Source organism: Streptomyces hesseae, from assembly GCF_031845785.1.
GTDB lineage: Bacteria > Actinomycetota > Actinomycetes > Streptomycetales > Streptomycetaceae > Streptomyces > Streptomyces hesseae.
Window position 1 is genome coordinate 1 of sequence record NZ_JAVRFI010000043.1, and the last position, 25262, is coordinate 25262.

Sequence of the window (25262 nt, forward strand, 5' to 3'; positions counted from 1 at the left end):
CGCTGTGAGGGCCCACTTTGGGGCACTCACAGCGGCCGTGTTGATTCCGCTGGTGGGGTTACTTCTCCTTGCGGACCTGGTTGCGGATTTTCGCGGTCGCGTCGGAGAGCTCCTGGATGGACATGACGCTGCCGCTGGACGCGCTGGCGGCGCCGTAGGGGTTGTTGCTTTTCGTGAGCTGGTGCGTGACGGAGCCCACCGCGCTGGTGTCGCCCCAGACGCAGCTGTTGCTCTCGATCTCGGTCGAGAACTGACCCATGGACGTGGTGATCTTCTGCGTCCGGCACTTCATCACCGCGCCGTCGAAGCCGTTCGGCGAGAAGTCAGTCCACGGGCCGTTGTCGATCTGCATGGACCCGAGAAGCTTCTTCTGCTGCTCGTCGATGAGGGGGAGCAGCGTGTCGATGGTCTTCTTCGGGTCGCTGATGGTGCCGTAGGTGCCGTTGACGGAGAGGCCCTGCTTCTCGGCGTTGGTGTACCGCTCGCTCACCGACGTGCCGTTCTCGATGCCGGCCGCCTTGGCCTGTTCGTTGTTGGCGAGGCTTTGCGGCTGATTCTGCTGGGCGCCCGCCGGCATCGGTGCCTTGATGAACTTTCCGTCCAGCAGCGACGCCGGCATCTCCATCGTGTACGGCTTCACGTCGCCGCCACCACTGCTGCCCCCGCCCATGAGGAGCACGCCGCCCACGATCGCGCCCACCACGACCAGTACGCCCACCGTGATGCCGATCGCCTTGCCCGCGCCGCCGCCGCTCGGCTGGGCCGGGGGCGGGTAGCCGCCCGGCATGCCCGGCTGCTGGCCCCAGCCCTGGGGCTGGGGGGCCGGGGGCTGGCCCCAGCCCTGCGGCTGGGGCGGGGCGCCGTAGGGCGTGCCCGGCGGCGGGGGCGGGGGCGGCGGGGCGCCGTAGGGGGCGGGGGGCTGCTGGGGGTAGCCGTAGCCGGGCTGGCCGGGTGCGCCGCCCTGGCCGTACGGGTTGGGCGGCGGCTGCTGGCCGTACGGGCCCGGCTGGGGGTAGCTCATCGTTTCCTCTTCGACGCAGTTCTCTCACGTGATCGCGATAGTCCTGCGCCATCCTTCCCGATGGCTTATTCCGGCTTTACCTCGGGCCCGCAACGGTTTCGGAACAACTCCCCTGTGTGCTACCGGGACTACTGGGAGAGGGGCGCGCGGGTGTCCCTGCGTACCTTCGACGTCAGCTCCGCCGCGTCCTCCAGCGGGACCTTCGTGCCCGCCAGCACCGCCGCCGTGTCCAGGCTGAACACCGCCTCCGTCGTGCTGTGGTCGGCCCATACGCACATCTGCATCGTGATCGGCTTGCCGCCCGGGGCGGTGGTGCCCACCAGGTGGGTGTGCTGGCACTTCATCACCGCGCCGTCGTCCAGCCCGGAGGGGGAGACGCGCTGGGCGGTGCCCTCGAGCTCCATGCGGCCCTCGCCGTCGCCGTCGTCCTTCTTGAGCGCGGCGCCCAGCGACGCGAACATGCCGTCCACGACGCGCTCCGGGCTCTTGATGCGGCCCCAGGCGCCGGTGAAGCGGACCTTCTTCTGCGTCGGCCCCGGGCTTCCCGTCTCATACGCGCCCGAGAGGGTCTCCGGGTCGGCGACGCCCATGTGACGGAGGTCGGCCTTCTCGTTCGCGCCCAGCACCGGCAGGTCCGCGCCGGTCTCCTTCCGGTACTCGCCGGAGAGGATGGTGTCGGGGGTGACCAGCTTGTGGCGCGGGCCCGCCTGCGCGGCCGGGCCGCCGCCCTTGGCGCCCCCGCCGGCCCCGGTGTCGTCACCGCGCCCGCGGTGGCCGCCCGACATGAGGACGAAGCCGCCCACGACGATCGCGCCCACCAGGATGACCGCGCCCAGCGCGATGCCGATGGCCTTGCCCTTGTTGCCGCCGTTGTGCGGCGGGAGCGGCGGCGGGTACGGCATCGGCATGCCGGGCTGCTGTCCGTACGGCCCCGGCTGTCCGTACTGGCCGTACGGCTGCCCATACGGCTGCCCATACGGCTGTCCGTAGGGCTCTCCGTACGGGCCCGCCGCCGGTGCCTGCGCGGGCTGCTGCGGATAGCCGTAGCCGGGCTGGCCGTATGGATTGGGCTGCGGCTGCTGGCCGTACGGGCCCGGCTGGGGGTGGCTCATCGGTGGCTCTCGGCTCTCTCGCGGGCGGGGGGCCTGGGTCAGGTGCACGTCATCTTTGTCGATCGCTTATTCGAGCCTTGCGGCGGGGCGGCCGACGGGAGTCCCCGCGAGACGGAAACGGGTTCGTGAGCTGTCGGCCCCTCCCCGTAGAATTCGGTCCGTGACCGAGAACACTCAGCAGAGCCCCGACCGCGGGCCGAACGACAGCGCCCCCGAACTGCCGACCCAGTACGCGCCGGCCGAGGTAGAGGGGCCGCTGTACGAGCGCTGGGTAGAGCGCGGTTACTTCACGGCCGACGCCGGCAGCGAGAAGCCGCCCTACACCATCGTCATCCCCCCGCCGAACGTCACCGGCTCGCTCCACCTGGGCCACGCCTTCCAGCACACCCTCATGGACGCCCTCACCCGCCGCAAGCGCATGCAGGGCTTCGAGGCGCTGTGGCTGCCCGGCATGGACCACGCCGGCATCGCCACCCAGAACAAGGTCGAGCAGCAGCTCGCCGAGGAGGGCCTGTCCCGCCACGACCTGGGTCGCGAGGCGTTCGTCGAGCGCGTGTGGCAGTGGAAGGAGGAGTACGGCGGCAAGATCCTCGGCCAGATGCGCCGCCTCGGCGACGGCGTCGACTGGAGCCGTGAGCGCTTCACCATGGACGAGGGCCTGTCCCGCGCCGTCCAGACGATCTTCAAGAAGCTCTACGACGACGAGCTGATCTACCGCGCCGAGCGCATCATCAACTGGTGCCCGCGCTGCCTCACGGCCATCTCCGACATCGAGGTGGAGTACCAGGACGACGACGGCGAGCTCGTCTCCATCCAGTACGGCGAGGGCGAGGACACGCTCGTCGTGGCCACCACCCGCGCCGAGACGATGCTGGGCGACACCGCCGTGGCCGTCCACCCGGACGACGAGCGCTACGCCCACCTCATCGGCAAGCAGATCAAGCTGCCGCTGACGGACCGCACGATCCCGGTCGTCCCCGACACCCACGTCGACCCCGAGTTCGGCACCGGCGCCGTCAAGGTGACCCCGGCCCACGACCCCAACGACTTCGCGATCGGCCAGCGCCACAACCTGCCGTCGCTGACCGTCATGGACGAGCGCGGCGTCATCACCGTCCACGGCCCCTTCCTCGGCCTGGACCGCTTCGAGGCCCGTTCCGCGATCGTCGGCGCCCTGCGCGAGCAGGGCCGGATCGTCGCGGAGAAGCGCCCGTACGTCCACGCCGTCGGCCACTGCTCGCGCTGCAAGACGACGGTCGAGCCGCGTCTGTCGATGCAGTGGTGGGTCAAGGTCGGCCCGCTGGCGCAGGCCGCCGGTGACGCCGTCCGCGACGGCCGGGTGAAGATCCACCCGGAGGACATGTCGAAGCGCTACTTCGACTGGGTCGACAACATGCACGACTGGTGCATCTCGCGCCAGCTGTGGTGGGGTCACCGCATCCCCGTGTGGTACGGCCCGGACGGCGAGATCGTCTGCGTCGGCCCGGACGAGCAGCCGCCGACGGGCGAGGGCTGGCGCCAGGACACCGACGTCCTCGACACCTGGTTCTCCTCCGGCCTGTGGCCGTTCTCCACGCTGGGCTGGCCGGAGAAGACCCCGGACCTGGAGAAGTTCTACGCCACCGACGTCCTGCTCACCGGCCACGACATCATCTTCTTCTGGGTCGCCCGGATGATGATGTTCGGCCTGTACGCGATGGACGGCGTCGCGCCCTTCCACACCATCGCCCTCACCGGCCTGGTGCGCGACGAGCGCGGCAAGAAGATGTCGAAGTCCTTCGGCAATGTCGTCGACCCGCTGGACTGGATGGACGCCTACGGCTCCGACGCCGTCCGCTTCACCCTGGCCAAGGGCGCGAACCCGGGCACCGACGTCCCGATCGGCGAGGACTGGGTCCAGGCGTCCCGCAACTTCGCCAACAAGATCTGGAACGCCACCCGTTTCGCCCTGATGAACGGCGCCACGGTCGAGGGCGAGCTGCCGCCGGCCGAGGAACTGTCGGCCACCGACCGCTGGATCCTCTCCCGGCTCAACGCCACGATCGCCGAAGTCGACGCGTTCTACGACGACTTCCAGTTCGCCAAGCTCGCGGACACCCTCTACCACTTCGCGTGGGACGAGGTCTTCGACTGGTACGTCGAGCTGTCCAAGACCACCTTCATGGGCGGCGGCGAGGCGGCCAAGGCCTCCGCGCGCGTCCTCGGCGAGGTCCTGGACAAGACGCTGAAGCTGCTGCACCCGGTCATGCCGTTCGTGACCGAGACGCTGTGGACCACGCTGACGGGCAAGGAGTCCGTCGTCGTCGCCGACTGGCCGAAGGACAGCGGCTTCCGTGACGCCGCCGCCGAGTCCGAGATCGAGAACCTCCAGCAGGTGATCACCGAGGTCCGCCGCTTCCGCGCCGACCAGGGCCTCCAGCCCGGCCAGCGCGTCCCGGCGAAGCTCGACCTGTCGGGCACGACGCTCGCCGCCCACGAGGGCGCGATCCGTCAGCTGCTGCGCCTCCAGCCGGCCGAGGAAGGCTTCCACGCCACCGCGACCCTCCCGGTCGCCGGTGCCACGGTCGCCCTCGACCTGTCCGGCACGATCGATGTCGAGGCCGAGCGCAAGCGTCTGGCCAAGGCGCTGGCCGCGGCCGAGAAGGACAAGGCCCAGTGCACGGCCAAGCTCGGCAACGAGGCGTTCCTCGCCAAGGCCGCCGAGGTGGCCGTGGAGAAGATCCGTACGCGCATGGTGAAGGCCGAGGCCGACATCGAGCGGATCAGCGCCCAGCTCGCGGCGCTGCCGGCCGCCTGAGCCGACCGGCCCCGCACAACGAAGCGGCCGGGTCGCCCCCATACGGGGGCGGCCCGGCCGCGGTCGTTCTCCAGGAGGTCAGCGCTCGGTGATCGGCCTTGCCTCCCACGGCCTCGTCCGGCCCGGGTCCCACATGGGACCCCACGGCCCCTCCACCGGCTCCTCCTCCACCCGGTCGAGGAGTCTGTGCTGATTGCGGTCCCGGCGGTCCCGTACGGGGGCGAAGAGCACATACGCCGTGGACACCACCACGAAGCCCAGCCGGATCAGGCCCTTGGCCGACTCGTCGGGCACCACGAACACGCTGCCGTAGAGCACGAACAGCGCGATCCAGCTCCACCACGGCACCAGCCGCCGCTGGCCGCAGACGTCCCACAGCAGGGTGCCGAGCAGCACGGAGGCCGTGTAGTAGGTGTAGACGCTGGGGTCGAGGACGATCCGGGCGTTGGCGCCCAGCAGGATGACGGCCGCCCAGCGGCCGCGCCAGACGGCGATCGCCCCCAGGGCGAGGCCGAGCGCGGCCTGGGCGGGGCGGGCCCAGTTCGGGGTCTCGGGTGTGTTGCCGCCCAGCCAGCGCAGCGCGGAGGCCGGGCTGTTGGGGATGGTGAACTTCGCGGCGGCGAAGGAGTGGGGGTCGACGAGGAAGAACGGCAGCCAGGCGACGGCCACCAGGCCCACGCACCACAGCCCCGCGCGCATCCACCGCTCCTTGGGCAGCGCCAGCAGCAGCGGCAGGAAGGCCAGCGCGGTCGGCTTGGAGTCCAGGGCCAGGGCCATGCAGATACCGGTCGCGGCCGCGTTGCAGCGCGTCAGGTAGTACACCGCGAGCGCGGTGAAGAAGAGCGCGAGGACGTCGTCCAGATGCGCGAAACGGACCGAGACCTCTATCCACATGGGGATGAAGGCCAGGCCCGCGATGAGGACCCGCTGCCGCAGCCGCTGGTGGTTGGTGCCGGTGCCCAGGAGGTGCCGGGCGGCGCTGCGGCCGGCCAGGACCAGGATCACCAGGCCCAGCAGGGACATCAGGGCCTCGGCCAGCACCTGGCCGACCACGGCCGGGAAGGGGTTGAAGAGGCCGGCCACCAGGAAGCTGACGGGGCCCATCTGAAGCTCGGGGTGGCGGGCGTAGAGGTTGAGGCCGCCGTCGCCGGAGGTGCCCCCGTCGTAGATCAGCTCACCGCCGGTGCGCAGGTAGTGCCAGGAGAAGCCGCCGCTGGGCTCCACGACGATGAACCAGAGCACTGCCCACCCTGTGAGCAGCAGCAGGTGTGATCTGTTGCTGAGTTGTGGTGTGCGCACAACGCTCCGTTCCGCCACCCGGAACCGTTCCGGGCATAAATATCACCGGCGGTCAGATGGCGGAACGGTACGGAAGGTTGCCTCGTCGGTCAATTCTGTGACCGAACTCATGGCCCTGGTGGGTTTTGGGTCAGGCCTCGATGGCCACCGGGCCGGAGGTCGTGGCTTCGGCGTTGCGGCGGGTCTTCGCCCAGCCGTTGCGTCCGCGCAGCATCCGGATGAAACCGCGGGCGGACGCCGGGAAGAGATGGTAGGCGTACAGCCACAGTGCCAGGCCCCACAGGAGGGCGGTCAGCAGCGAGCGGTCGCCGGCGCGGTCCCGGCGGTAGACCGGGCCCCACAGGACGAACGGCGTCACGGACACCACGGCCAGGGCGATGATCAGCGGCCACAGGGCCAGCATGCCGCCGAACGCCTCGCCCACGCCGTCCTCGGCGGCGGTGAGACCCAGGAGGGTGAACATGACCGCGCACAGCGCGAGGGTGACCAGGTGGGCGACCGGCTGGAGGAAGGTGTAGAGCGTCTCCAGGACGCCCTTGCCGCCGTAGTGGCGGGAGGAGACGATGCGGGGCGCGTAGCGGACGCACTGGAGGTTGCCCTGGGCCCAGCGGGTGCGCTGGGTGAGGAACCGGCGGCCGTGCGGGAGACCCTCCTGGGAGACCCAGGTGTCGGCTATGTGGGATATCCGGTCACCGTTGAGGATCATGTGCAGGCCCAGCTCGTAGTCCTCCAGCAGCGCGCCGCGCTGCCAGGGGCGGCGCTCGGCGGCGGCGATGCGGTCCAGGGAGGCGAGGCGGGTGAACTGGCCGTTGCCGCCCAGGCCGACGGAGCCGGTGCGGCCACGCAGCAGCTGCATGCCGGCGTTGGAGACGGAGAACTCCATGTCCTGCATGCGCACCAGCAGCCGGGCGAAGGCGTTGGCGAACCGGCCGCGGTCGGGCAGCGGGCGCGGGTCGTCGGTGTTGCGCATCCGGACGCTGACCTGGACGCCGCCGGTCTCGGGGTCGCCGAAGCCCTGGGGGCCGCTGACGCGGGCGAGGGCGTGCGGGTCGAGCTGGCCGTCGGCGTCGATGACGCACACGACGACGCGCTCGCGGTCGGTGTCCTTGGACAGGAACTGGTTCAGCTCGTCGTACGCGGCGTTGAGCGCCGAGCCCTTGCCCTGACGGGCGTCGGGACGCCGGCGGCTGACGAGGTGGACGCGGCGGTCCTCGTCGGCGAGGGCGGCGACGATGGCGCCGGTGCGGTCCTCGCTGTCGTCGTCGATGACCCAGACGTGCGCGCCCGGGTGGTCGGCGCGCAGTCGTGTGACGGTGGTGCCGACGACGGCCTCCTCGTCACGGCAGGGGACGAAGAAGTGCCAGTCGAAGGCGTCGGGGGTGCCGTTCTCGACGGCGGGGCGGCGGGTGTACGCGTGGCGGGCGCCGGCCCAGTAGAGCAGGAAGCAGGCGAGGAGGAAGAAGGGGAAGGCGAGGAGGAAGGGGCTGGAGAACATGCGGGGGTATTACTCCGGGCGTGAGGTGGGCTTTTTCGGCCCGTCCGGCGTTCGAGGACACCGCGCGAAGCGCGGTACGGGGGTGCGAGGGGGCGGAGCCCCGCTCGGGGCCTACGCGGCGGCGGCCAGTTCCGCGGGGGCCGCCACGGCGGCCAGCAGCGCCACGATGCGGTCCGACGCCAGCCCGTCCCCGAACGGGCTCGGCAGGGCGGCGAGGCGGTCCAGTTCCTCCGCTCCGGAGGAGAGGCGGCGGCGCGCCGCCTCGCCGATGGCGCGGCCCGGCTCGACCAGGTCCGCGAAGTCCGCCATGGCCTCCGGGCGCTCCGTGGAGCGGCGGACGACGACCAGCGGGCGGCCGAGGACCGTGCACTCCTCCTGGATGCCGCCGGAGTCGGAGACCAGCAGGGCGGAGTGCCGGGCGAGGGCCAGGAACTCGGAGTAGCCGAGCGGTGCCGTCACCGTCAGCGGGGCCAGCAGGTCCACGAGGCCGGCGGCCTCGATACGGGCGCGGGTACGCGGGTGCAGCGGCAGGACGACCGGGCGGCCCGGCGTCGCGAGGGCGGCCAGCTCGGTCAGGATCGCCCGCAGCGCCTCGGCCGAGTCGGTGTTCTCGGGCCGGTGCACGGTCGCCAGGACGTAGCCGTCGGCGGTCAGCGCGTGCCGGTCCAGCAGCGCCGCGCGCTCGGTCGCGCCGGGGAGCTGGTTGCGGACGGCCTCGACGACGGTGTTGCCGGTGAGGGCGATCCGGGAGCCGTCGACGCCCTCGGCGAGGAGGTTGGCGCGGTTGTCCTCGGTGGCGGCGCAGAGCACGTCGGCGATGCTGTCGATGAGGACCCGGTTGTGCTCCTCGGGCATGTTGCGGTCGTGGCTGCGCAGACCGGCCTCGACGTGCAGCAGCGGGATGTCGCGGGCGTTGGCGGCCAGCGCGCCGGCCAGGGCGGCGTTGGTGTCGCCCTGGACGACGACGGCCAGCGGCGGCTCGGCGGTGAACAGCGCGTCGAGCTGGGCGAGGGCGGCGGATATCTGCACGGCGCGCGGCTGCCCGCCGACACCGGTGAGGAAGGTCGGCTCGGGCAGGCCCAGCTCGGTCAGGAAGCGGCCGGACAGCTCCTCGTCGTAGTGCTGACCGGTGTGCACCAGGTGAGCGGCAGGTCCCAGGAGGCGCACAAGGTCGGTGAGCTTGACCAGCTCGGGGCGCGTACCGAGAACGATCGCGATGCTGCGGGGAGGCAGGGACATGCGGGGCTCCTGGGGCTGTCGGGGGCGTTGACAGTTCCAGAGAGTGGGTTGTGTTGGTTGCCGGGTTGGATGGGGTTTGGTTGCGGGACGGTAGCGAACGGATTTCGGGACCTTGGTCCCGGAGCGGGCTGAGATCAGCCCTTTACGCCCGGTAGCGGTAGCCCAGCCCCCGGACCGCCTCCAGGGGGTCCGCCGCCTCGTCGCCCGCCGCCTGGCGGAGCTTGCGCCGCAGCCGCAGCACCGCGAACTTCACGCGCTCCCGGCCGGTGCCCTCCGGGTCGTCCCACACGCGGTCGAGAAGCTGATCGGTGGTGATCACCCGGCCCCGGTTGCGGACGAGGACTTGGAGCAGGCGGTACTCGATGTCGCTGAGCCGGGTCTCGTGGCCCTGCCACACCGCCGAGCGGCGCTCGGGCACCAGGCGCAGCCCGTCGTCGCCGAAGGAGTCGCCGGCCCAGCGGGTGGGCGCGCTGCGGCGCAGCAGCGCCTCGACACGGGCGAGGAGCTCGTCGTTGCCGAAGGGCTTGGGGAGGTAGTCGTCCGCGCCGGCGCGCAGGCCGCGCACGCGGTCGCTCTCAGCGCCCCGCGCGGTGAGCAGGAGCACGGGCAGGTCGCTCATGTCCCGGGTGCGCTCCAGCACCTCCCAGCCGTCGAGGCCGGGCAGGCCGATATCGAGGATCATCAGCGCGGGACGCTCGGCGAACAGCAGCCGCAGCGCCTCGCGGCCGTCGTCGGCGGCGACGACCTCGTAGCCGTTGCGGGTGAGCAGGACGCGCAGGGCGAGGGCGAGGTCGGGGTCGTCCTCGACGACCAGGACGTGGGTCATGACATCCCCCGGGCGGCGTCCGGAGCGTCCAGAGCGTCCGGAGCCTCCGGAGCGTCCGCCGGCGGGCCCGCGATCGGCAGCCGGATGCGGAAGACCGCGCCCTCGCCCTCGTGCCCGCCCACGGCGATCGTGCCGCCGTGCCGTTCGACGACCGTGCGGCAGATGGCGAGGCCGAGGCCGGTGCCCGGGTAGCCGCCGGAGCGGGCGTTGGGGGCCCGGACGAACCCGGTGAAGATCTCGTGGCGGTACTTCTCGGGGATGCCGATGCCGGTGTCGGCGACCTCGATGTCCCAGTGGACGCCCCTGGGGGCGGCCGTGATGCCGACCCGGCCCCCGGCGGGGGTGAATTTCGCGGCGTTCTCCAGCAGATTGCCGATCACGTGCCGGAGCCGGTGGCGGTCGCCGCGCAGGGCGGGGCCGCTCTCGCAGTCCAGTACGGCGAAGACGCCCGCCGCCTCCAGCTCTCCCATGTGGTCCAGCAGGGCCTCCGCGAGCATGCCGGGCACGTCGACGGGGGCGAACTCCAGCTCCGGCCCGACCGCCCGCATCCGGGTCGTCAGCAGCAGGTCGGAGATCACCCGCTGCATCCGCCCGGCGTTGCGCCGGATGGCGTCGAGGAACGAGGCCTGCTCGCTGCTGAGGGTGCCGAAGGCGGGGTCGGCCAGGAGCTCGCCGAAGCTGCTGATGGAGGTGAGCGGGGTGCGCAGCTCGTGGGAGGCGGCGGCGGTGAAGGCGTTGCGCTGGCGGGCCAGCTCGGTCAGCGCGGCGTTGTCGCGCTTCAGGTCGTGTTCGCGCCGTTTGGCGTCGCTGATGTCCGTGAACGTCCACAGGGCGCCCAGGTATGTGCTGTTCCTGCGCAGCGGCTCGACCTGGCGGCGGATGGTCCGTCCGTCGGTCAGCGGGATCTCGGCGGCGCGGTGGACGTGGCGGCGGGCCAGGATCTCGTCCAGGGCGTGGGGCATGGAGACGTCGCTGGTGTAGAACGCCCGGACGAGCGGGACGAGCGACCGCATGGGGGCGCCGGGGGAGAGGTCGGCCCTTCCGTCGAGGTCGAACATGGCGACGAACCTGCGGTTGACGGCGAGCACCTCGTCGGCCTGGCTCTGGAGGAGCGCGCCGGACGGCAGGGCCTCCAGGACCGCCTGGAGGCGGTCCCGGTCCACCGAGGACGCCATGGCTCTCACCGCCGGAACCTCGCTTAACGGATCTTCCGGAAGAACCGTATGACAAAGCGGATGCGCCCGCTTCCGCTGCGGACCGGGCGCAGGTGGCGACGCCCCGGCCCTTCGCGCGCCCCCGGTCCGTAGACTGGGCCGCGTGAGCGAGCGCCCCCTGAATGACGAGAACGGCGATCTCGAACCCGGCGAAACCGGTGCGTCCGGTGCCGCCGACCGGTTCGAGGAGATCGTCGATGCCGAGACCGACAGAGACCCCGACCTCGCCGTGATCGAGGCGGGCAGCCGCACCCTGCGCACCCAGTCGGGACCCCCGCAGGGCGACGCCGTGCCGGCGCGCCCGGAGGACCCGGAGGTGGACCGGGCCCTGCGCGAGGTGGAGACGGAGCTCGCGGGCCGCTGGGGCGAGACCAAGCTGGACCCGTCGCTGGTCCGCGTGGAGGCCCTGATGGACATCCTGGGGCAGCCGCAGCGCGCCTACCCCGCGATCCACATCACCGGCACCAACGGCAAGACCAGCACCGCCCGCATGATCGAGGCCCTGCTGGGCGCCTTCGACCTGCGCACCGGCCGCTACACCAGCCCGCACGTCCAGTCCGTCACCGAGCGGATCAGCCTGGACGGCGCCCCCATCGCCGCCGAGCGCTTCATCGAGACGTACCAGGACATCAAGCCGTACGTCGAGATGGTCGACGAGCGCGAGGAACACCGGATGTCCTTCTTCGAGGTCATCACGAGCATGGCCTTCGCCGCCTTCGCCGACGCCCCCGTCGACGTGGCCGTCGTCGAGGTCGGCATGGGCGGCACCTGGGACGCCACGAACGTCGTCGACGGCACCGTCGCCGTGGTCACCCCGATCTCGCTCGACCACACCGACCGGCTCGGCTCCACGCCCGGTGACATCGCCACGGAGAAGGCCGGCATCGTCAAGTCCGGCGCCACCGTCGTGCTGGCCCAGCAGCCGGTGGACGCGGCGCAGGTGCTGCTCAAGCACTCCGTCGAGGTCGACGCCACGGTCGCCCGCGAGGGCATGGAGTTCGGCGTGGTCGCCCGGGAGGTCGCCGTCGGCGGCCAGCTGCTGACCCTGCGCGGCCTGGGCGGCGAGTACGAGGAGCTCTTCCTCCCGCTGTACGGCGCCCACCAGGCGCACAACGCCGCCGTCGCCCTGGCGGCCGTCGAGGCGTTCTTCGGGATCGGCTCGCAGCACGCCCGTCCGCTCGACATCGACGTGGTCCGCCGCGCCTTCGCCTCGGTCACCTCGCCGGGCCGGCTGGAGGTCGTGCGCAGCAGCCCGACGGTGGTGCTGGACGCCGCGCACAACCCCGCGGGCGCCCGTGTCACCGCCGACGGCATCACCGAGGCCTTCGGCTTCAGCCGGCTGATCGGCGTCGTCGGCACCAGCGCCGACAAGGACGTCCGCGGTCTGCTGGAGGCCTTCGAGCCGATCTTCGCGGAGGTCGTCGTCACCCGTAACTCCACCCCGCGCGCGATGGACGTCGACGAGCTCGCCGGCCTGGCCGTCGAGGTCTTCGGCGCCGAGCGGGTGCAGGTCGAGCCGCGCCTGGACGACGCCCTGGAGGCCGCGATCACCCTCGCCGAGGAGGAGAGCGAGTACTCCGGCGCGGGTGTCCTGGTGACCGGTTCGGTGATCACCGTGGGCGAGGCCCGGCTGCTGCTGGGGAGGCGCTGACATGCGGACGCTGTGCGCCAGCACCCTGATCGGCGAGTTCTTCGTCATCGGCTTCGCCGGCCTGGTCGCCATGCAGACCTCCGACCTGTCCACGGGCACGGTCTGGGCCGTCAGCGGCACCGCCATGGTGCTGAGCGTGCTGCTGTGCGGCATGATCACCCGGCCCGGCGGCGTCCAGCTGGGCTGGGCGCTCCAGCTGGGCCTGATCGCCAGCGGCCTGGTCGTCCCGATGATGTTCATCCTCGGCGTGGTCTTCGCCGGTCTGTGGTGGGCCTCGGTCCACTACGGCCGCAAGGTCGACGAGGCGAAGGCCCGCTTCGCCCGGCTGACGGCGGAGGCGGAGGGCGCCGCCTGAGCGCCGGGCCGTGCCCGGGCCCGCCCCGGCGCCCGCCCCGGCCCTTCCGGGCCGAGTACCGGCGGGCCCGGGAGGGCCTGTAGCCTTCGCCCCACGCATCCGATCGCCTGCCCGCTAGGAGCCCGCAGTATGAGCCAGCGCACCCTCGTCCTCCTCAAGCCCGACGCGGTCCGCCGCGGCCTGATCGGCGAGATCATCGGCCGTATCGAGCGCAAGGCCGGCTGGACGATCGGCGCGCTGGAGCTGCGCACCCTGGACCGCGCCACCCTGGAGCAGCACTACGCCGAGCACGTGGGCCGCGACTTCTACGAGCCGCTGATGGGCTTCATGTCCTCCGGCCCGGTCGTGGCGCTGGTCGTCGAGGGCGAGCGCGTCATCGAGGGCATCCGCGCGCTGGCCGGCCCGACCGACCCGATCTCGGCCGCTCCCGGCTCCATCCGTGGTGACTTCGGCACCATCACGCGCGAGAACCTCATCCACGCCTCGGACTCCGCCGAGTCCGCGGAGCGGGAAATCAAGATTTTCTTTCCCGGTCTCGCCTGATACCGGATCAAGGGGATCTGCCGAACAGGCATTCTGATCAGGGCGGTCGATTAATCCCTTCGGCCGCCCTTGGCATATGCGCGTCGATCGGGGGAACCTCTCACTCCGACACGACGTCACCATTACTGGGGCCAGCTCGTGTTCCGCCGACAATGGCGGAGGAACCCTCGCGCCACGTTCGAGTGGGCGAGACTACGATGAAGCTTCCGCGCCCCGCAGCGCACCACCTGCCGACCTCGAGTAAGCATTCGCCCAAACTGGGAAGGCCAGACGTATCCTCATGGGGAACAACATGTCGTTCATCGGCCGTGACATGGCTGTCGACCTCGGGACCGCCAACACGCTGGTGTACGTCAGAGGCCGCGGGATCGTCCTCAACGAGCCGTCAGTCGTCGCGATCAATACAAACACCGGTGGCATCCTCGCGGTCGGCGCCGAAGCCAAGAAGATGATCGGCCGAACTCCGGGGAACATCGTCGCGGTGCGTCCTCTCAAGGACGGTGTCATCGCCGACTTCGAGATCACGGAGCGGATGCTCCGCTACTTCATCCTCAAAATCCACAAGCGCCGCTGGATGGCCCGCCCGCGTGTCGTGGTCTGCGTGCCCTCCGGAATCACCGGCGTCGAGCGCCGCGCCGTCATCGAGGCCTCCACCCAGGCCGGCGCCCGTCAGGTGCACATCATCGAGGAGCCCATGGCCGCCGCCATCGGCTCCGGCCTGCCCGTCCACGAGGCCACCGGCAACATGGTCGTCGACATCGGCGGCGGCACCACCGAGGTCGCCGTGATCTCGCTGGGCGGCATCGTCACCGCGCAGTCCATCCGCGTCGCCGGCGACGAGCTGGACAACGCGATCATCCAGCACATCAAGAAGGAGTACAGCCTCCTCCTCGGTGAGCGCACCGCCGAACAAATCAAGATCACCATCGGTTCGGCCTACGACCTGGAGCAGGACGAGCACACCGAGATCCGCGGCCGTGACCTGGTCAGCGGTCTGCCCAAGACCGTGGTCATCTCGGCCGCCGAGGTCCGCAAGGCCATCGAGGAGCCCGTCAACTCCATCGTCGACGCCGTCAAGACCACCCTCGACAAGTGCCCGCCCGAACTGTCGGGTGACGTCATGGACCGCGGCATCGTTCTCACCGGCGGAGGGGCGCTGCTGCGCGGCCTGGACGAGCGGCTGCGCCGCGAGACCGGGATGCCCATCCACATCGCCGAGGATCCGCTGGACTCCGTCGCCCTGGGCTCCGGCAAGTGCGTCGAGGAGTTCGAGGCGCTCCAGCAGGTCCTGGACGCCCAGCCCCGCCGGTGAACGAACCGGTGGACGGGTCGGTGGACGGGTCGGTGGGCACGGGGACGCCGCCCTTGGCGATATCCCGTCCCCGGTGCACCGGCAGCGCCCAAACAACCTGATATACAGGCAGAACGCTCCCGATGACCGTCCGGACCCGCAGCCGGGCGGTCCGACGAGAAGGGCACGCCGCCGCACGTGAGGGACACACGAGAGAGCCGGCTGCTGCTGGTCCTGCTGATCGCGATCGCCTTCGCGCTGATCACGGTCGACATCCGCGGCGGTGAGCAGTCCCCGCTCGACGGAGTGCGCCACGCGGCCGCCTCGGCCTTCGGACCGGTGGAGAAGGGCGTCGCCGCCGCGGTCGACCCGGTCGGCGAGGCCGTCGCCGCCGTCCGCGACTCCGGGGACCGCAGCAGCCGCATCGCCGAGCTGGAGCGCGAGAACACCGCCCTCAAGCAGCGCCTGGGCAGCGACGACCGCAACCGCGGCCGGCTCCGCGAGCTGGACGCCATGCTCAAGACCGCCGGCCGCGGCCAGTACGGCATCAAGGGCGCCCAGGTCATCGCCATAGGAGCCGCGCAGGGCTTCTCCTGGACGGTCACCATCGACATCGGCGCCAACGACGGCGTCCGCCGCGATATGACCGTGCTCAACGGCGACGGGCTCGTCGGCCGCGTCACCACCGTCGGCCCGGGCACGGCCACCGTCCTGCTCGCCAGCGACCCCAAGTTCACCGTCGGCACCCGCATGGAGAAGACCGGCGAGATCGGCTTCGCCAACGGCCAGGGCGACAGCTCCCTGCGCGTCGAACTCCTCAACGGCAAGGCCACCGTCCGCAAGGGTGACCGCCTCGTCACCTTCGGCTCCAGCCGGGACAAGCCCTTCGTCGCCGGCGTCCCCGTCGGCGAGGTCACCCATGTCGAGCCCGCGGGCGGCGGCCTCACCCGTACCCTCCTGGTCCGCCCCTTCGTCGGCTTCAGCAAGCTCGACCTGGTCGGCGTCGTCGTCGAAGCGCCCCACGAGGACCCGCGCGACACCGTGCTGCCGCCCAAGCCCGAGGCCCCCAAGCCCGCCCCCACCATGACCGTCACCGTCACCCCCAGCCCGAGTGCCAAGCCCCAGGACTGAACCGATGCGCCTGAACCGGATCCTGCTCTCGACCGCGCTCGTGGTGGTGGCCCTCGTCGTCCAGGTGAGCGTCCTGGCCCGGCTCCACCTCCCCGGAGCGGTGCCCGACCTGATGCTCCTCGTCGTCGTCGGCCTCGGCCTGGTCTACGGCCACACCACGGGCTGTCTCGTCGGCTTCGGCGCGGGCCTCCTCGCCGACCTCGCGCCGCCCGCCGACCACGCCACCGGGCGCTACGCCCTCGTCCTCTGCCTCATCGGCTATCTGGTCGGCCTCGCCCGGCCGGACAGCGGCCGGGTCCGCTCGGCCACCGTGCCCATGCTCGCCGTCGTCGGCGCGGCCGTCCTCTCCACGCTGCTCTACGCGGGCGTGGGCTCCCTCGTCGGGGACACCGCCGCCCGCCACGTCGGCCTGAGCGGCCTGGTGGCCACCGCCGCCTGCTACGACCTGCTGCTCGCGCCCTTCGTCGTCCCGCTCGTGATGGCCATGGCCCGCCGTACCGTCTCCGACCCGCTCAGCGGCGACGGCACGGCCGTCGCGGGCGGCGGCGACGGGGCGTACGGGCGTACGACCAAGAGCAGCTTCCGCATCGGCCGGATGAGCCGCAGGAACCGGCTGGGCGGCCGTGGCCGCGGCCGGGGCGGGCGCCTCGGCGTCCAGCACGGCGGCCTGCTGCCGAGGGCCGGGCGCCGGCAGCCGAAGCTCAAGGGGGTCAAGCGCCTGTGAGTACGCTTTCCGAGGGACGGACCTCGCGGGTCACGATCCGGCTGATCGTCATTCAGATCCTGGTGTTCTCGCTGCTGCTCACCCTCGCCGGCCGCCTGTGGTACCTCCAGATCCGCAACGGCGACCAGTACACCGCCGAGGCCGCCAGCAACCACATCCAGCAGGTCGTCGCCCCCGCCATCCGGGGCTCCATCCTCGACGCCCGGGGCGTGCCGCTCGCCGACAACGAGACCCGGCTCGTCGTCTCCGCGAACCGCACCGACCTGATGAAGATGAAGGACAAGGGCAAGACCGTCCTCACCCGCCTCGCGGGCGTCCTCAACCTCAAGCCCGAGGACGTCTCCGCCAAGGTCCGGCTGTGCGACTCCAAGACCCCCAAGCCCTGCTGGGCCGGCTCGCCCTACCAGCCCATCCCCATCACCGACGAGGCCACCACCCAGCAGGCGCTCCAGATCCGCGAGCGCCAGGAGGACTTCCCCGGCGTCACCGCCGAGCCCACGGCCGTACGCCGCTACGCGGGCCCCGGCGGCTCCAACACCGCCCAGGTCCTCGGCTATCTCTCGCCCGTCACCGACGCCGAGATCACCAAGGCCAAGGACTCCCGCACCCCGCTGCTCCGTTCCGACCAGGTCGGCCGCTCCGGGCTGGAGCGGCAGTACGACTCCGAGCTGCGCGGCAGGGCGGGCGTCACCCGCTACGAGGTCGACAACCTCGGCCGCGTCATCGGCAAGGCCAAGAGCGACAAGGCCGTCCCCGGCGCCAACATCGTCACCAGCATCGACGCCCGTGTGCAGGCCATAGCGGAACGGGAGCTGGACCAGGCGATGAAGGACGCCCGCAAGGAGCTCGACCGCAACACCGGCGTCAACTACAAGGCCGACGCGGGCGCCGTCGTCGTACTGGAGTCCAAGACCGGCCGGGTGGTGGCCATGGCCTCCAACCCCACCTACGACCCCAACGCCTGGGTCGGCGGCATCTCCGGCAAGGACTACAAGGCCCTCACCGGCGAGGACTCCAACTACCCGCTGCTCAACCGGGCCATCCAGGGCCAGGCGGCCCCCGGCTCCATCTTCAAGGTCATCAGCACCACCGCCGCCGTCAAGGCCGGCTACGGCTTCACCGACCACTACAACTGCTCCAGCGCCTACAGCATCGGCAACCAGGTCTTCAAGAACTACGAGTCCAAGGGCTACGGCGCCATCGACCTCGGCCAGGCACTGGAGGTCTCCTGCGACACCGTCTTCTACGACCTGGCCTACCGGCAGTGGCAGAAGGACGGCGGCAACAAGCCCCAGCACCCGGCGGACTGGTTCTACAAGACCGCCCACCAGTTCGGGCTCGGCAAGGAGACCGGCATCGACCTGCCCAACGAGGTCCGCGGCCGGGTTCCCGACCGCGAGTGGAAGAAGCGCTACTGGGACGCCAACAAGGACGTCTGGTGCAAGCAGGGCGACAAGGACGACAGCTACGCCGGAAAGATCGCCAAGGAGAACTGCGAGTCCGGGATGCGGATGCGCGCCGGTGACTCCGTCAACTACTCCATCGGCCAGGGCGACACCCTCGTCACCCCCATCCAGATGGCCACCATCTACGCGGCCATAAGCAATGGCGGCACCCTCTGGAACCCCACCGTCGGCAAGGCGGTCATCAGCCCCGACGGCAAGCGGATCCAGGAGATCAAGCCGGCCTCCCACGGCCGGCTGCCCATCGACCGCACCCTGCGCGACCAGATCGACGGCGCCCTCGCCGGCGTCGCCACCAAGGGCACCGCCGCCTGGCGCTTCCAGGGCTGGCCGCAGGACCGGATCCCCATGCACGCCAAGACCGGCACCGCCGAGGTCTACGGCAAGCAGACCACGTCCTGGTTCGCCACCTACACCTCCGACTACACGGTCATCATGACGATCGCCCAGGGCGGCACCGGCTCCGGCGCCTCCGGCCCGGCCGTGCGCAACATCTACAACGCGCTCTACGGCGTCGACGAGAAGGGCAAGGTCGACGACTCGAAGGCGCTGCTGCCGCACCCGGAGAGCGGACTTCCCAGGATCGAGAAGGACGGCACCATCGAGGCGCAGCCCATCCCCACGCCGGCGCCGTCGCCCTCGTCGTCCAGCTCCGACGGCGCTTCGCCCCCGCCCTCGGCGTCCCCCGTGGACACCGGGCTCCCGTCCCCGCCGCCGGAGACCCCGGCCGAGCCCGCGACCCGGCGGGAGGACCAGAACCGATGAGCACCGCCCAGGGCTACCGGGTCCGCCGCTTCACCCCCGAACGCGGCGCCTGGTCCCGTCTCACCGCCCGTGACTCCGTGCTGCGCCGCCTCGACTGGGTGATGCTGCTCGCGGCCCTCGCGCTGTCCGGCATCGGCACCCTGCTCGTCTACTCGGCCACCCGCAACCGCACCGAGCTCAACCAGGGCGACCCGTACTACTTCCTGCTGCGCAACCTGCTCAACACCGGCATCGGCCTCGCCATCGCCATCGGCACGGTCTGGGTCGGCAGCCGGGCGCTGCGCGGCGCCGTCCCGATCCTCTACGGCATCTCCTGCCTGTTCACCCTGGCCGTACTCACCCCGCTGGGCGCGACCATCAACGGCGCGCGCTCCTGGATCCAGCTCGGCGGCGGCTTCTCCATCCAGCCCTCCGAGTTCACGAAGATCACCATCACGCTGGGGATGGCGATGCTGCTGGCGGGCAAGGTCGACGCGGGGGACCGCCGCCATCCCGACCACCGGACCGTGATGCAGGCCCTCGGCCTGGCCGCGCTGCCGATCGTGATCATCCTGCTGATGCCCGACCTCGGCTCGGTCATGGTGCTCGTGGTGATCGTGCTCGCCGTGCTCCTCTCCTCCGGGGCCTCCAACCGCTGGATCGCGGGCCTGCTGGGCACCGGCGTCCTCGGCTGCGTCCTCATCTGGCAGCTCGGGGTGCTCGACGAGTACCAGATCAACCGCTTCGCGGCCTTCGCCAACCCCGCCCTCGACCCCTCCGGCGTCGGCTACAACACCAACCAGGCGCGGATCGCCATCGGCTCCGGCGGGCTGTCCGGTTCCGGCCTCTTCCACGGCTCGCAGACCACGGGCCAGTTCGTTCCCGAACAGCAGACCGACTTCATCTTCACCGTCGCCGGTGAGGAGCTCGGCTTCCTGGGCGCGGGGACGATCGTCTTCCTGCTCGGTGTGGTGCTCTGGCGGGCCTGCCGGATCGCCCGCGAGTCCACCGAGCTCTACGGCACCATCGTGGCCGCCGGGATCATCGCCTGGTTCGCCTTCCAGAGCTTCGAGAACATCGGCATGACCCTGGGCATCATGCCCGTCACCGGACTGCCGCTGCCGTTCGTCTCCTACGGAGGGTCGTCGATGTTCGCCGCCTGGATAGCGGTGGGACTCCTCCAGTCGATCAAGGCGCAGCGACCGGTTTCCGCATAAGCAGCGGCCGGTCTCCGCACGAGCGGCCGGTTTCCGCACGGCCGGGCGGCAGGGGACTGCCGCCCGCGCCGTTCGCGCACTAGATTCGGCGTCATGGCGGACACCGTGAGAGAGATCGAGCGGAAGTACGAAGCCGGGAAGGATACGGGCGCGGCCCGGCTCCCGGACCTGAGCGGGGCCGCGCCGGTAGCGACCGTCACCGACGAGGGCGTGCGCGAGCTCGACGCCGTCTACTACGACACCGCCGACCGCCGGCTCGCCGCGGCCGGCATCACCCTGCGGCGGCGCACGGGCGGCCCGGACGAGGGCTGGCACCTCAAGCTCCCGGTCGCCGGACCGGCCACCCAGGGGGCGCGCGACGAGATCCGTGCGCCCCTGACTGTCTCCGCGATACCGCGCGCTCTCACGGCGCTGGTCCGCTCCCGCACCCGGGACGTCCCGCTGGCCCCCCTGATGCGGATCGTCTCGCGCCGGGAGGTCCGCCATCTGCTCGCCGCGGACGGCATGCTCCTGGCCGAGGCGAGCACCGACACGGTCACCGCCACCCGCCTTACGGAGGGGACGGCGGCGGACGCCAAGGCCTCCGCCCACTGGACCGAGATCGAGGTCGAGCTCGCCGAGGGCACCGACCCCGCCCTGCTGGACACCCTCGACCCCCTGCTCCGCAAGGCCGGCCTGAGACCGTCCAAGGCGCCCAGCAAACTCGCCCGCGCGCTGCGCGAGACCGGCCTGGGCGAGCCCCCGCGCCGCACCGCCGCCGGCCCGCCCGCCAAGGCCCCCGCCGGCGACCACGTCCTGGCCTTCCTCCGCGCGCAGGCCGAGGCCGTCGCCGCCCTCGACCCCGGCGCCCGCCTCGGCACCGAGGACGCCGTCCACCAGATGAGGGTCGCCACCCGCCGCCTGCGCTCCTCCTTCCGCAGCTACGGCAAGGTCCTCGACCGCCGGGCCACCGACCCGCTCGCCCAGGAGCTGAAGTGGCTCGCCGCCGAACTGGGCGTCGACCGCGACCGCGAGGTCCTCGCCGAACGGCTGCGCGAACGCCTCGACGAACTCCCGCGCGCCCTCGTCCGCGGCCCCGTCCGCGCCCGGCTGCGCACCTGGTCCACCGCCGGCCGCAGAGGCTCCCGGAGACGGCTCACCGCCGTGCTCGACAGCGCGCGCTATCTGACCCTCCTCGACCGCCTCGACGCCCTCCTGGCCGACCCGCCCCTGCGCGATGCCGCCGCAGGGCCACCGGGCGCCGTGTTGGCCAAGGCGATGCTCCGCGACTACGGCCGGCTGGCCGGCCGTGTCGAGCACGCCCTCGCCACCGCCCCCGGCCACGACCGCGACACCGCCCTCCACGACGCCCGCAAGGCAGCCAAACGCGCCCGCTACGCCGCCGAGGCCGCGACCCCGGCGCTGGGCAAGGAGGCCAAGCGGTTCGCCCAGCAGATGAAGTCCGTCCAGACCCTGCTGGGCGACCACCAGGACAGCGTCATGGCCCGGGGCACCCTGCGCGCGATCGCCGCCGAGGCGGAGGGAGCGGGCGAGCCCACCTTCACCTTCGGAGTGCTCTACGGGCGCGAGGAGCGCCGCGCCGAGCAGGACGAGCGGGAGCTGCCGGGACTGTGGGAGCGGGTGGCGGAGCGAATCTCGGCCGCCTCCCTGCGCTGACCTGCGAAGTTCGCGGCGGACGGGGCTCCCCGCGCGGCACGTTACGCTAGAGAGTCGCACTGTGCCCGCTCACGAAGGTTCGCCCAGATGACTGCCGAATCGGTCTTCCCGCAGCTCGAGGCCCTGCTCCCGCATGTGCAGAAGCCCATCCAGTACGTCGGTGGCGAGCTGAACTCCACCGTCAAGCCCTGGGAGGAGTGCGACGTCCGCTGGTGCCTCATGTACCCGGACGCCTACGAGGTCGGGCTGCCCAACCAGGGCGTCATGATCCTCTATGAGGTCCTCAACGAGCGTGAGGGCGTCCTCGCCGAGCGCACCTACAGCGTCTGGCCGGACCTCGAGGCCCTGATGCGCGAGCACGACGTGCCGCAGTTCACCGTGGACAGCCACCGGCCGGTCAAGGCGTTCGACGTCTTCGGCCTCAGCTTCTCCACCGAGCTCGGCTACACCAACATGCTCACCGCCCTGGACCTCGCCGGGATCCCGCTGGAGTCCAAGGACCGCACGATCGACGACCCGATCGTCCTCGCCGGCGGTCACGCGGCCTTCAACCCCGAGCCCGTCGCGGACTTCATCGACTGCGCCGTGATCGGCGACGGCGAGCAGGCCGTGCTGGAGATGACCGAGATCATCCGCGCCTGGAAGGCCGAGGGCCGTCCCGGCGGCCGCGACGAGGTGCTGCTGCGCCTCGCGAAGACCGGCGGCGTGTACGTCCCGCGCTTCTACGACGTCGAGTACCTGCCCGACGGCCGTATCGCCCGTGTCGTGCCCAACCAGTCGGGCGTGCCGTGGCGGGTGTCCAAGCACACCGTCATGGACCTCGACGAGTGGCCGTACCCCAAGCAGCCGCTGGTGCCGCTGGCCGAGACCGTGCACGAGCGGATGTCCGTGGAGATCTTCCGCGGCTGCACCCGCGGCTGCCGCTTCTGCCAGGCCGGCATGATCACGCGCCCCGTGCGCGAGCGCAGCATCACCGGCATCGGCGAGATGGTCGAGAAGGGCCTCAAGGCGACCGGCTTCGAGGAGGTCGGCCTGCTGTCGCTGTCCTCCGCCGACCACACCGAGATCGGCGAGGTCGCCAAGGGCCTGGCCGACCGCTACGAAGCGGACAAGATCGGCCTCTCCCTGCCCTCGACCCGCGTCGACGCGTTCAACGTCGACCTGGCGAACGAGCTGACCCGCAACGGCCGCCGTTCCGGTCTGACGTTCGCCCCCGAGGGCGGCTCCGAGCGCATGCGCAAGGTCATCAACAAGATGGTCTCGGAGGAGGACCTCATCCGGACCGTCGCCACCGCCTACGGCAACGGCTGGCGCCAGGTGAAGCTGTACTTCATGTGCGGCCTCCCCACCGAGACCGACGAGGACGTGCTCCAGATCGCCGACATGGCGACGAGCGTGATCGCCAAGGGCCGCGAGGTGTCGAACTCCAACGACATCCGCTGCACCGTCTCCATCGGCGGTTTCGTGCCCAAGCCGCACACCCCCTTCCAGTGGGCGCCGCAGCTCTCCGCCGAGGAGACCGACGCCCGCCTGGAGAAGCTGCGCGACAAGATCCGCGGCGACAAGAAGTACGGCCGCTCCATCGGCTTCCGCTACCACGACGGCAAGCCCGGCATCGTCGAGGGCCTGCTCTCCCGCGGTGACCGCCGCCTCGGCGCCGTCATCCGCGCCGTCTACGAGGACGGCGGCCGCTTCGACGGCTGGCGCGAGCACTTCAGCTACGACCGCTGGATGAAGTGCGCCGAGGCGACGCTGCCCGAGCAGGGCGTCGACGTCGACTGGTACACCACGCGCGAGCGCACCTACGAGGAGGTCCTGCCCTGGGACCACCTGGACTCCGGTCTCGACAAGGACTGGCTCTGGGAGGACTGGCAGGACGCGCTCGACGAGACCGAGGTCGAGGACTGCCGCTGGACCCCGTGCTTCGACTGCGGCGTCTGCCCGCAGATGGACACCCACATCCAGATCGGCCCGACGGGCAAGAAGCTGCTGCCACTGTCCGTGGTCAAGTGACCCGGAGCCGGTGAGGGGGCGCGGGGCGAAGGCCCCGCACGCCCCGTACGGCCGGGCCCGCGCGCGTACGCTGGGCAGCAGCACGACCGCACTCAATGAAGGACTGAAGAACACTGGGCAAGCGACAGCCCGAAGGACCGCCGCCCGCACCCGCAGTGCAGCGCATCCGACTGCGCTACACCAAGCGCGGCCGCCTTCGGTTCACCAGCCACCGCGATTTCCAGCGCGCCTTCGAGCGGGCGCTGCGGCGCGCCGAGGTGCCCATGGCGTACTCGGCGGGCTTCACCCCGCACCCCAAGGTCTCCTACGCCAACGCCGCACCCACCGGCACGGGCAGCGAGGCCGAGTACCTGGAGATCCAGCTCGCCGAGGTCCGTGACCCCGCGCACCTGCGGGCGCTCCTCGACGAGTCGCTGCCGGCCGGGCTCGACATCGTCGACGCGGTGGAGGCCCACACCTCCTCCTTCGCCGACCGGCTCCAGGCCTCCGTGTGGGAGCTGCGCCTCGACGGCGTCGAGGTCGCGGACGTCCGGCGCGCGGTGGAGGCCTTCCTGGCCGCGGAGACCGTGGACGTCCAGCGCCGCACCAAAAACGGGTTGCGGACCTTCGACGCACGTGGCGCGGTGTCCCGACTCGAGGCCCTCGACGCTCCGGCCGATAGGCCGGGCGACGGTGCCTGTGCGATACTGCGGCTGGTTGTTCGGCACGTGACACCTGCCGTACGACCCGACGACGTCCTGTCCGGTCTCCGCGCTGTGGCCGACCTGGCGCCGCCGGTCCCCGCAGCGGTGACCAGGCTGGCGCAGGGGCTGCTCGATGAGGAGTCCGGCAGGGTGACCGACCCGCTCGCGCCCGACCGCGACGCCGCCCCGGCCGCCTCATCCACGGCCGCCGGGCCCAGCGCCGCGCAGCAGGTGCCGGAAGGTCCCCGTTAGGGACGGCCGTCGCCGCGCCGCCGCGCCACCAGGGAGCCACCCGGTCCGGCAGGTGCACTGACCAGGAGACTTTCGCCGGTGCCGTGACACTCGGAACCGGCGAGCGAGACTACAGCTCCCGTGCGGCGATCGCGCCCCGGGCCGCGGTACCGCGCTCATCACGCGATGCCGTGGCCGGAACCCGGCGCGACGCCCGGGAGCGTGACGGGAGAACCGCCCGCATGCTCGAATCCATTGAGCCCACGGAGCCGGGGGGCGCGCAGAGCGTTCCCGGCAACAACACTGACAATTCGCCCAGCGACACGCTGCCGCCGCGCCGCCGTCGCCGAGTGGCGTCCCGCCCCGCGGGTTCGCCGGTGACCTCCGGCGCGTCCGAGGCTCCGGCCGAGGCCGGAGAGGCCACGGCCCCGGAGACCCCGGCACGCCCGCGCCGCCGCGCCACCCGCAAGACCGCGGCCGCCACGGCCGCCGCCGAGCCCACCACGGCTGAGCCCACCACGGCCGAGCCGTCCGAGGCCGCCCCGGCCGAGGAGACG

General features: G+C 71.6%; 20 protein-coding genes. 13 read left to right on the forward strand and 7 right to left on the reverse strand.

Annotation, left to right across the window (positions count from 1 at the left end; genetic code table 11):
- Nucleotides 1–58: 58 nt before the first annotated feature.
- On the reverse strand, nucleotides 59–1021 hold the full coding sequence (locus RM609_RS33660) for a hypothetical protein (protein ID WP_311616402.1): 963 nt from the start codon (nucleotides 1019–1021) through the stop codon (nucleotides 59–61).
- Nucleotides 1022–1149: 128 nt separating this feature from the next.
- Entirely contained in the window at nucleotides 1150–2133 is a 984-nt protein-coding gene (locus tag RM609_RS33665; RefSeq protein WP_311616404.1) for a hypothetical protein, read from the reverse strand.
- A 160-nt stretch (nucleotides 2134–2293) separates the two neighbouring features.
- Here RM609_RS33665 and RM609_RS33670 point away from each other — a divergent pair, with 160 nt between their 5' ends.
- Nucleotides 2294–4930, forward strand: a complete 2637-nt coding sequence (locus tag RM609_RS33670) for a valine--tRNA ligase (protein WP_311616406.1) — start codon at nucleotides 2294–2296, stop codon at nucleotides 4928–4930.
- Nucleotides 4931–5008: 78 nt separating this feature from the next.
- Here the strand turns inward: RM609_RS33670 and RM609_RS33675 are convergent, their stop codons facing one another.
- From RM609_RS33675 to RM609_RS33695, 5 genes are all read right to left on the reverse strand, one after another.
- Nucleotides 5009–6172, reverse strand: coding sequence for a hypothetical protein (locus RM609_RS33675; protein ID WP_311616408.1), 1164 nt, complete (start codon nucleotides 6170–6172; stop codon nucleotides 5009–5011).
- Nucleotides 6173–6359: 187 nt separating this feature from the next.
- Entirely contained in the window at nucleotides 6360–7724 is a 1365-nt protein-coding gene (locus RM609_RS33680) for an XrtP-associated glycosyltransferase (protein WP_311616409.1), read from the reverse strand.
- Between the two features lie 111 nt (nucleotides 7725–7835).
- The gene (gene wecB / locus RM609_RS33685; RefSeq protein WP_311616411.1) at nucleotides 7836–8963 is read right to left on the reverse strand and encodes a non-hydrolyzing UDP-N-acetylglucosamine 2-epimerase; all 1128 of its coding nucleotides are present in this window, start codon (nucleotides 8961–8963) and stop codon (nucleotides 7836–7838) included.
- Between the two features lie 142 nt (nucleotides 8964–9105).
- Complete coding sequence (locus RM609_RS33690; RefSeq protein ID WP_311616413.1) at nucleotides 9106–9789, reverse strand: response regulator transcription factor; 684 nt, start codon at nucleotides 9787–9789, stop codon at nucleotides 9106–9108.
- Nucleotides 9786–10964 carry a sensor histidine kinase gene (locus RM609_RS33695; protein WP_311616415.1) on the reverse strand — a complete coding sequence of 393 codons (1179 nt, stop codon included), beginning with the start codon at nucleotides 10962–10964 and terminating at the stop codon, nucleotides 9786–9788. Before RM609_RS33695 ends, RM609_RS33690 begins: the two co-directional genes overlap by 4 nt.
- Nucleotides 10965–11121: 157 nt before the next feature.
- Here RM609_RS33695 and folC point away from each other — a divergent pair, with 157 nt between their 5' ends.
- The 12 genes from folC to RM609_RS33755 form a co-directional block, all read left to right on the forward strand.
- Nucleotides 11122–12654 carry a bifunctional tetrahydrofolate synthase/dihydrofolate synthase gene (folC, locus tag RM609_RS33700; protein WP_438828602.1) on the forward strand — a complete coding sequence of 511 codons (1533 nt, stop codon included), beginning with the start codon at nucleotides 11122–11124 and terminating at the stop codon, nucleotides 12652–12654.
- Nucleotide 12655: 1 nt separating this feature from the next.
- Nucleotides 12656–13009: a DUF4233 domain-containing protein gene (locus tag RM609_RS33705; protein ID WP_311616416.1), complete on the forward strand. Its 354-nt coding sequence runs from the start codon at nucleotides 12656–12658 to the stop codon at nucleotides 13007–13009.
- 129 nt (nucleotides 13010–13138) lie between these two features.
- A complete protein-coding gene (ndk, locus tag RM609_RS33710; protein ID WP_311616418.1) occupies nucleotides 13139–13552 on the forward strand; it encodes a nucleoside-diphosphate kinase in 414 nt (137 codons plus the stop codon).
- A 292-nt stretch (nucleotides 13553–13844) separates the two neighbouring features.
- A complete protein-coding gene (locus RM609_RS33715; protein WP_004950903.1) occupies nucleotides 13845–14864 on the forward strand; it encodes a rod shape-determining protein in 1020 nt (339 codons plus the stop codon).
- Nucleotides 14865–15041: 177 nt separating this feature from the next.
- The gene (mreC, locus tag RM609_RS33720) at nucleotides 15042–15974 is read left to right on the forward strand and encodes a rod shape-determining protein MreC (protein ID WP_311616420.1); all 933 of its coding nucleotides are present in this window, start codon (nucleotides 15042–15044) and stop codon (nucleotides 15972–15974) included.
- A gap of 4 nt (nucleotides 15975–15978) precedes the next feature.
- Complete coding sequence (gene mreD / locus RM609_RS33725; protein WP_311616422.1) at nucleotides 15979–16698, forward strand: rod shape-determining protein MreD; 720 nt, start codon at nucleotides 15979–15981, stop codon at nucleotides 16696–16698.
- Nucleotides 16695–18926 (forward strand): penicillin-binding protein 2, encoded by a 2232-nt coding sequence (gene mrdA, locus RM609_RS33730; RefSeq protein WP_311616424.1) that lies wholly within the window; start codon nucleotides 16695–16697, stop codon nucleotides 18924–18926. The genes mreD and mrdA overlap by 4 nt, the downstream gene beginning before the upstream one ends.
- Complete coding sequence (rodA, locus tag RM609_RS33735; protein ID WP_311616426.1) at nucleotides 18923–20122, forward strand: rod shape-determining protein RodA; 1200 nt, start codon at nucleotides 18923–18925, stop codon at nucleotides 20120–20122. Before mrdA ends, rodA begins: the two co-directional genes overlap by 4 nt.
- Nucleotides 20123–20215: 93 nt before the next feature.
- The gene (locus RM609_RS33740; RefSeq protein WP_311616428.1) at nucleotides 20216–21778 is read left to right on the forward strand and encodes a CYTH and CHAD domain-containing protein; all 1563 of its coding nucleotides are present in this window, start codon (nucleotides 20216–20218) and stop codon (nucleotides 21776–21778) included.
- 87 nt (nucleotides 21779–21865) lie between these two features.
- Nucleotides 21866–23791 carry a TIGR03960 family B12-binding radical SAM protein gene (locus RM609_RS33745; protein ID WP_311616430.1) on the forward strand — a complete coding sequence of 642 codons (1926 nt, stop codon included), beginning with the start codon at nucleotides 21866–21868 and terminating at the stop codon, nucleotides 23789–23791.
- Nucleotides 23792–23946: 155 nt separating this feature from the next.
- Nucleotides 23947–24726, forward strand: coding sequence for a TIGR03936 family radical SAM-associated protein (locus tag RM609_RS33750; RefSeq protein WP_311616431.1), 780 nt, complete (start codon nucleotides 23947–23949; stop codon nucleotides 24724–24726).
- Between the two features lie 221 nt (nucleotides 24727–24947).
- A partial coding sequence (locus RM609_RS33755) for a hypothetical protein (protein ID WP_311616433.1) occupies nucleotides 24948–25262 on the forward strand: 315 nt, incomplete at its 3' end.

Bases quoted from the DNA above. Each gene is read 5' to 3' on its own strand.
- RM609_RS33690 (WP_311616413.1), bottom strand. From the start codon at position 9,789: ATGACCCACGTCCTGGTCGTCGAGGACGACCCCGACCTCGCCCTCGCC.
- ndk (WP_311616418.1), top strand. From the start codon at position 13,139: ATGAGCCAGCGCACCCTCGTCCTCCTCAAGCCCGACGCGGTCCGCCGC.
- RM609_RS33665 (WP_311616404.1), bottom strand. From the start codon at position 2,133: ATGAGCCACCCCCAGCCGGGCCCGTACGGCCAGCAGCCGCAGCCCAAT.
- RM609_RS33695 (WP_311616415.1), bottom strand. From the start codon at position 10,964: ATGGCGTCCTCGGTGGACCGGGACCGCCTCCAGGCGGTCCTGGAGGCC.
- mreD (WP_311616422.1), top strand. From the start codon at position 15,979: ATGCGCCTGAACCGGATCCTGCTCTCGACCGCGCTCGTGGTGGTGGCC.
- RM609_RS33715 (WP_004950903.1), top strand. From the start codon at position 13,845: ATGTCGTTCATCGGCCGTGACATGGCTGTCGACCTCGGGACCGCCAAC.
- RM609_RS33680 (WP_311616409.1), bottom strand. From the start codon at position 7,724: ATGTTCTCCAGCCCCTTCCTCCTCGCCTTCCCCTTCTTCCTCCTCGCC.
- rodA (WP_311616426.1), top strand. From the start codon at position 18,923: ATGAGCACCGCCCAGGGCTACCGGGTCCGCCGCTTCACCCCCGAACGC.
- RM609_RS33660 (WP_311616402.1), bottom strand. From the start codon at position 1,021: ATGAGCTACCCCCAGCCGGGCCCGTACGGCCAGCAGCCGCCGCCCAAC.
- RM609_RS33740 (WP_311616428.1), top strand. From the start codon at position 20,216: ATGGCGGACACCGTGAGAGAGATCGAGCGGAAGTACGAAGCCGGGAAG.
- wecB (WP_311616411.1), bottom strand. From the start codon at position 8,963: ATGTCCCTGCCTCCCCGCAGCATCGCGATCGTTCTCGGTACGCGCCCC.
- RM609_RS33745 (WP_311616430.1), top strand. From the start codon at position 21,866: ATGACTGCCGAATCGGTCTTCCCGCAGCTCGAGGCCCTGCTCCCGCAT.
- RM609_RS33705 (WP_311616416.1), top strand. From the start codon at position 12,656: ATGCGGACGCTGTGCGCCAGCACCCTGATCGGCGAGTTCTTCGTCATC.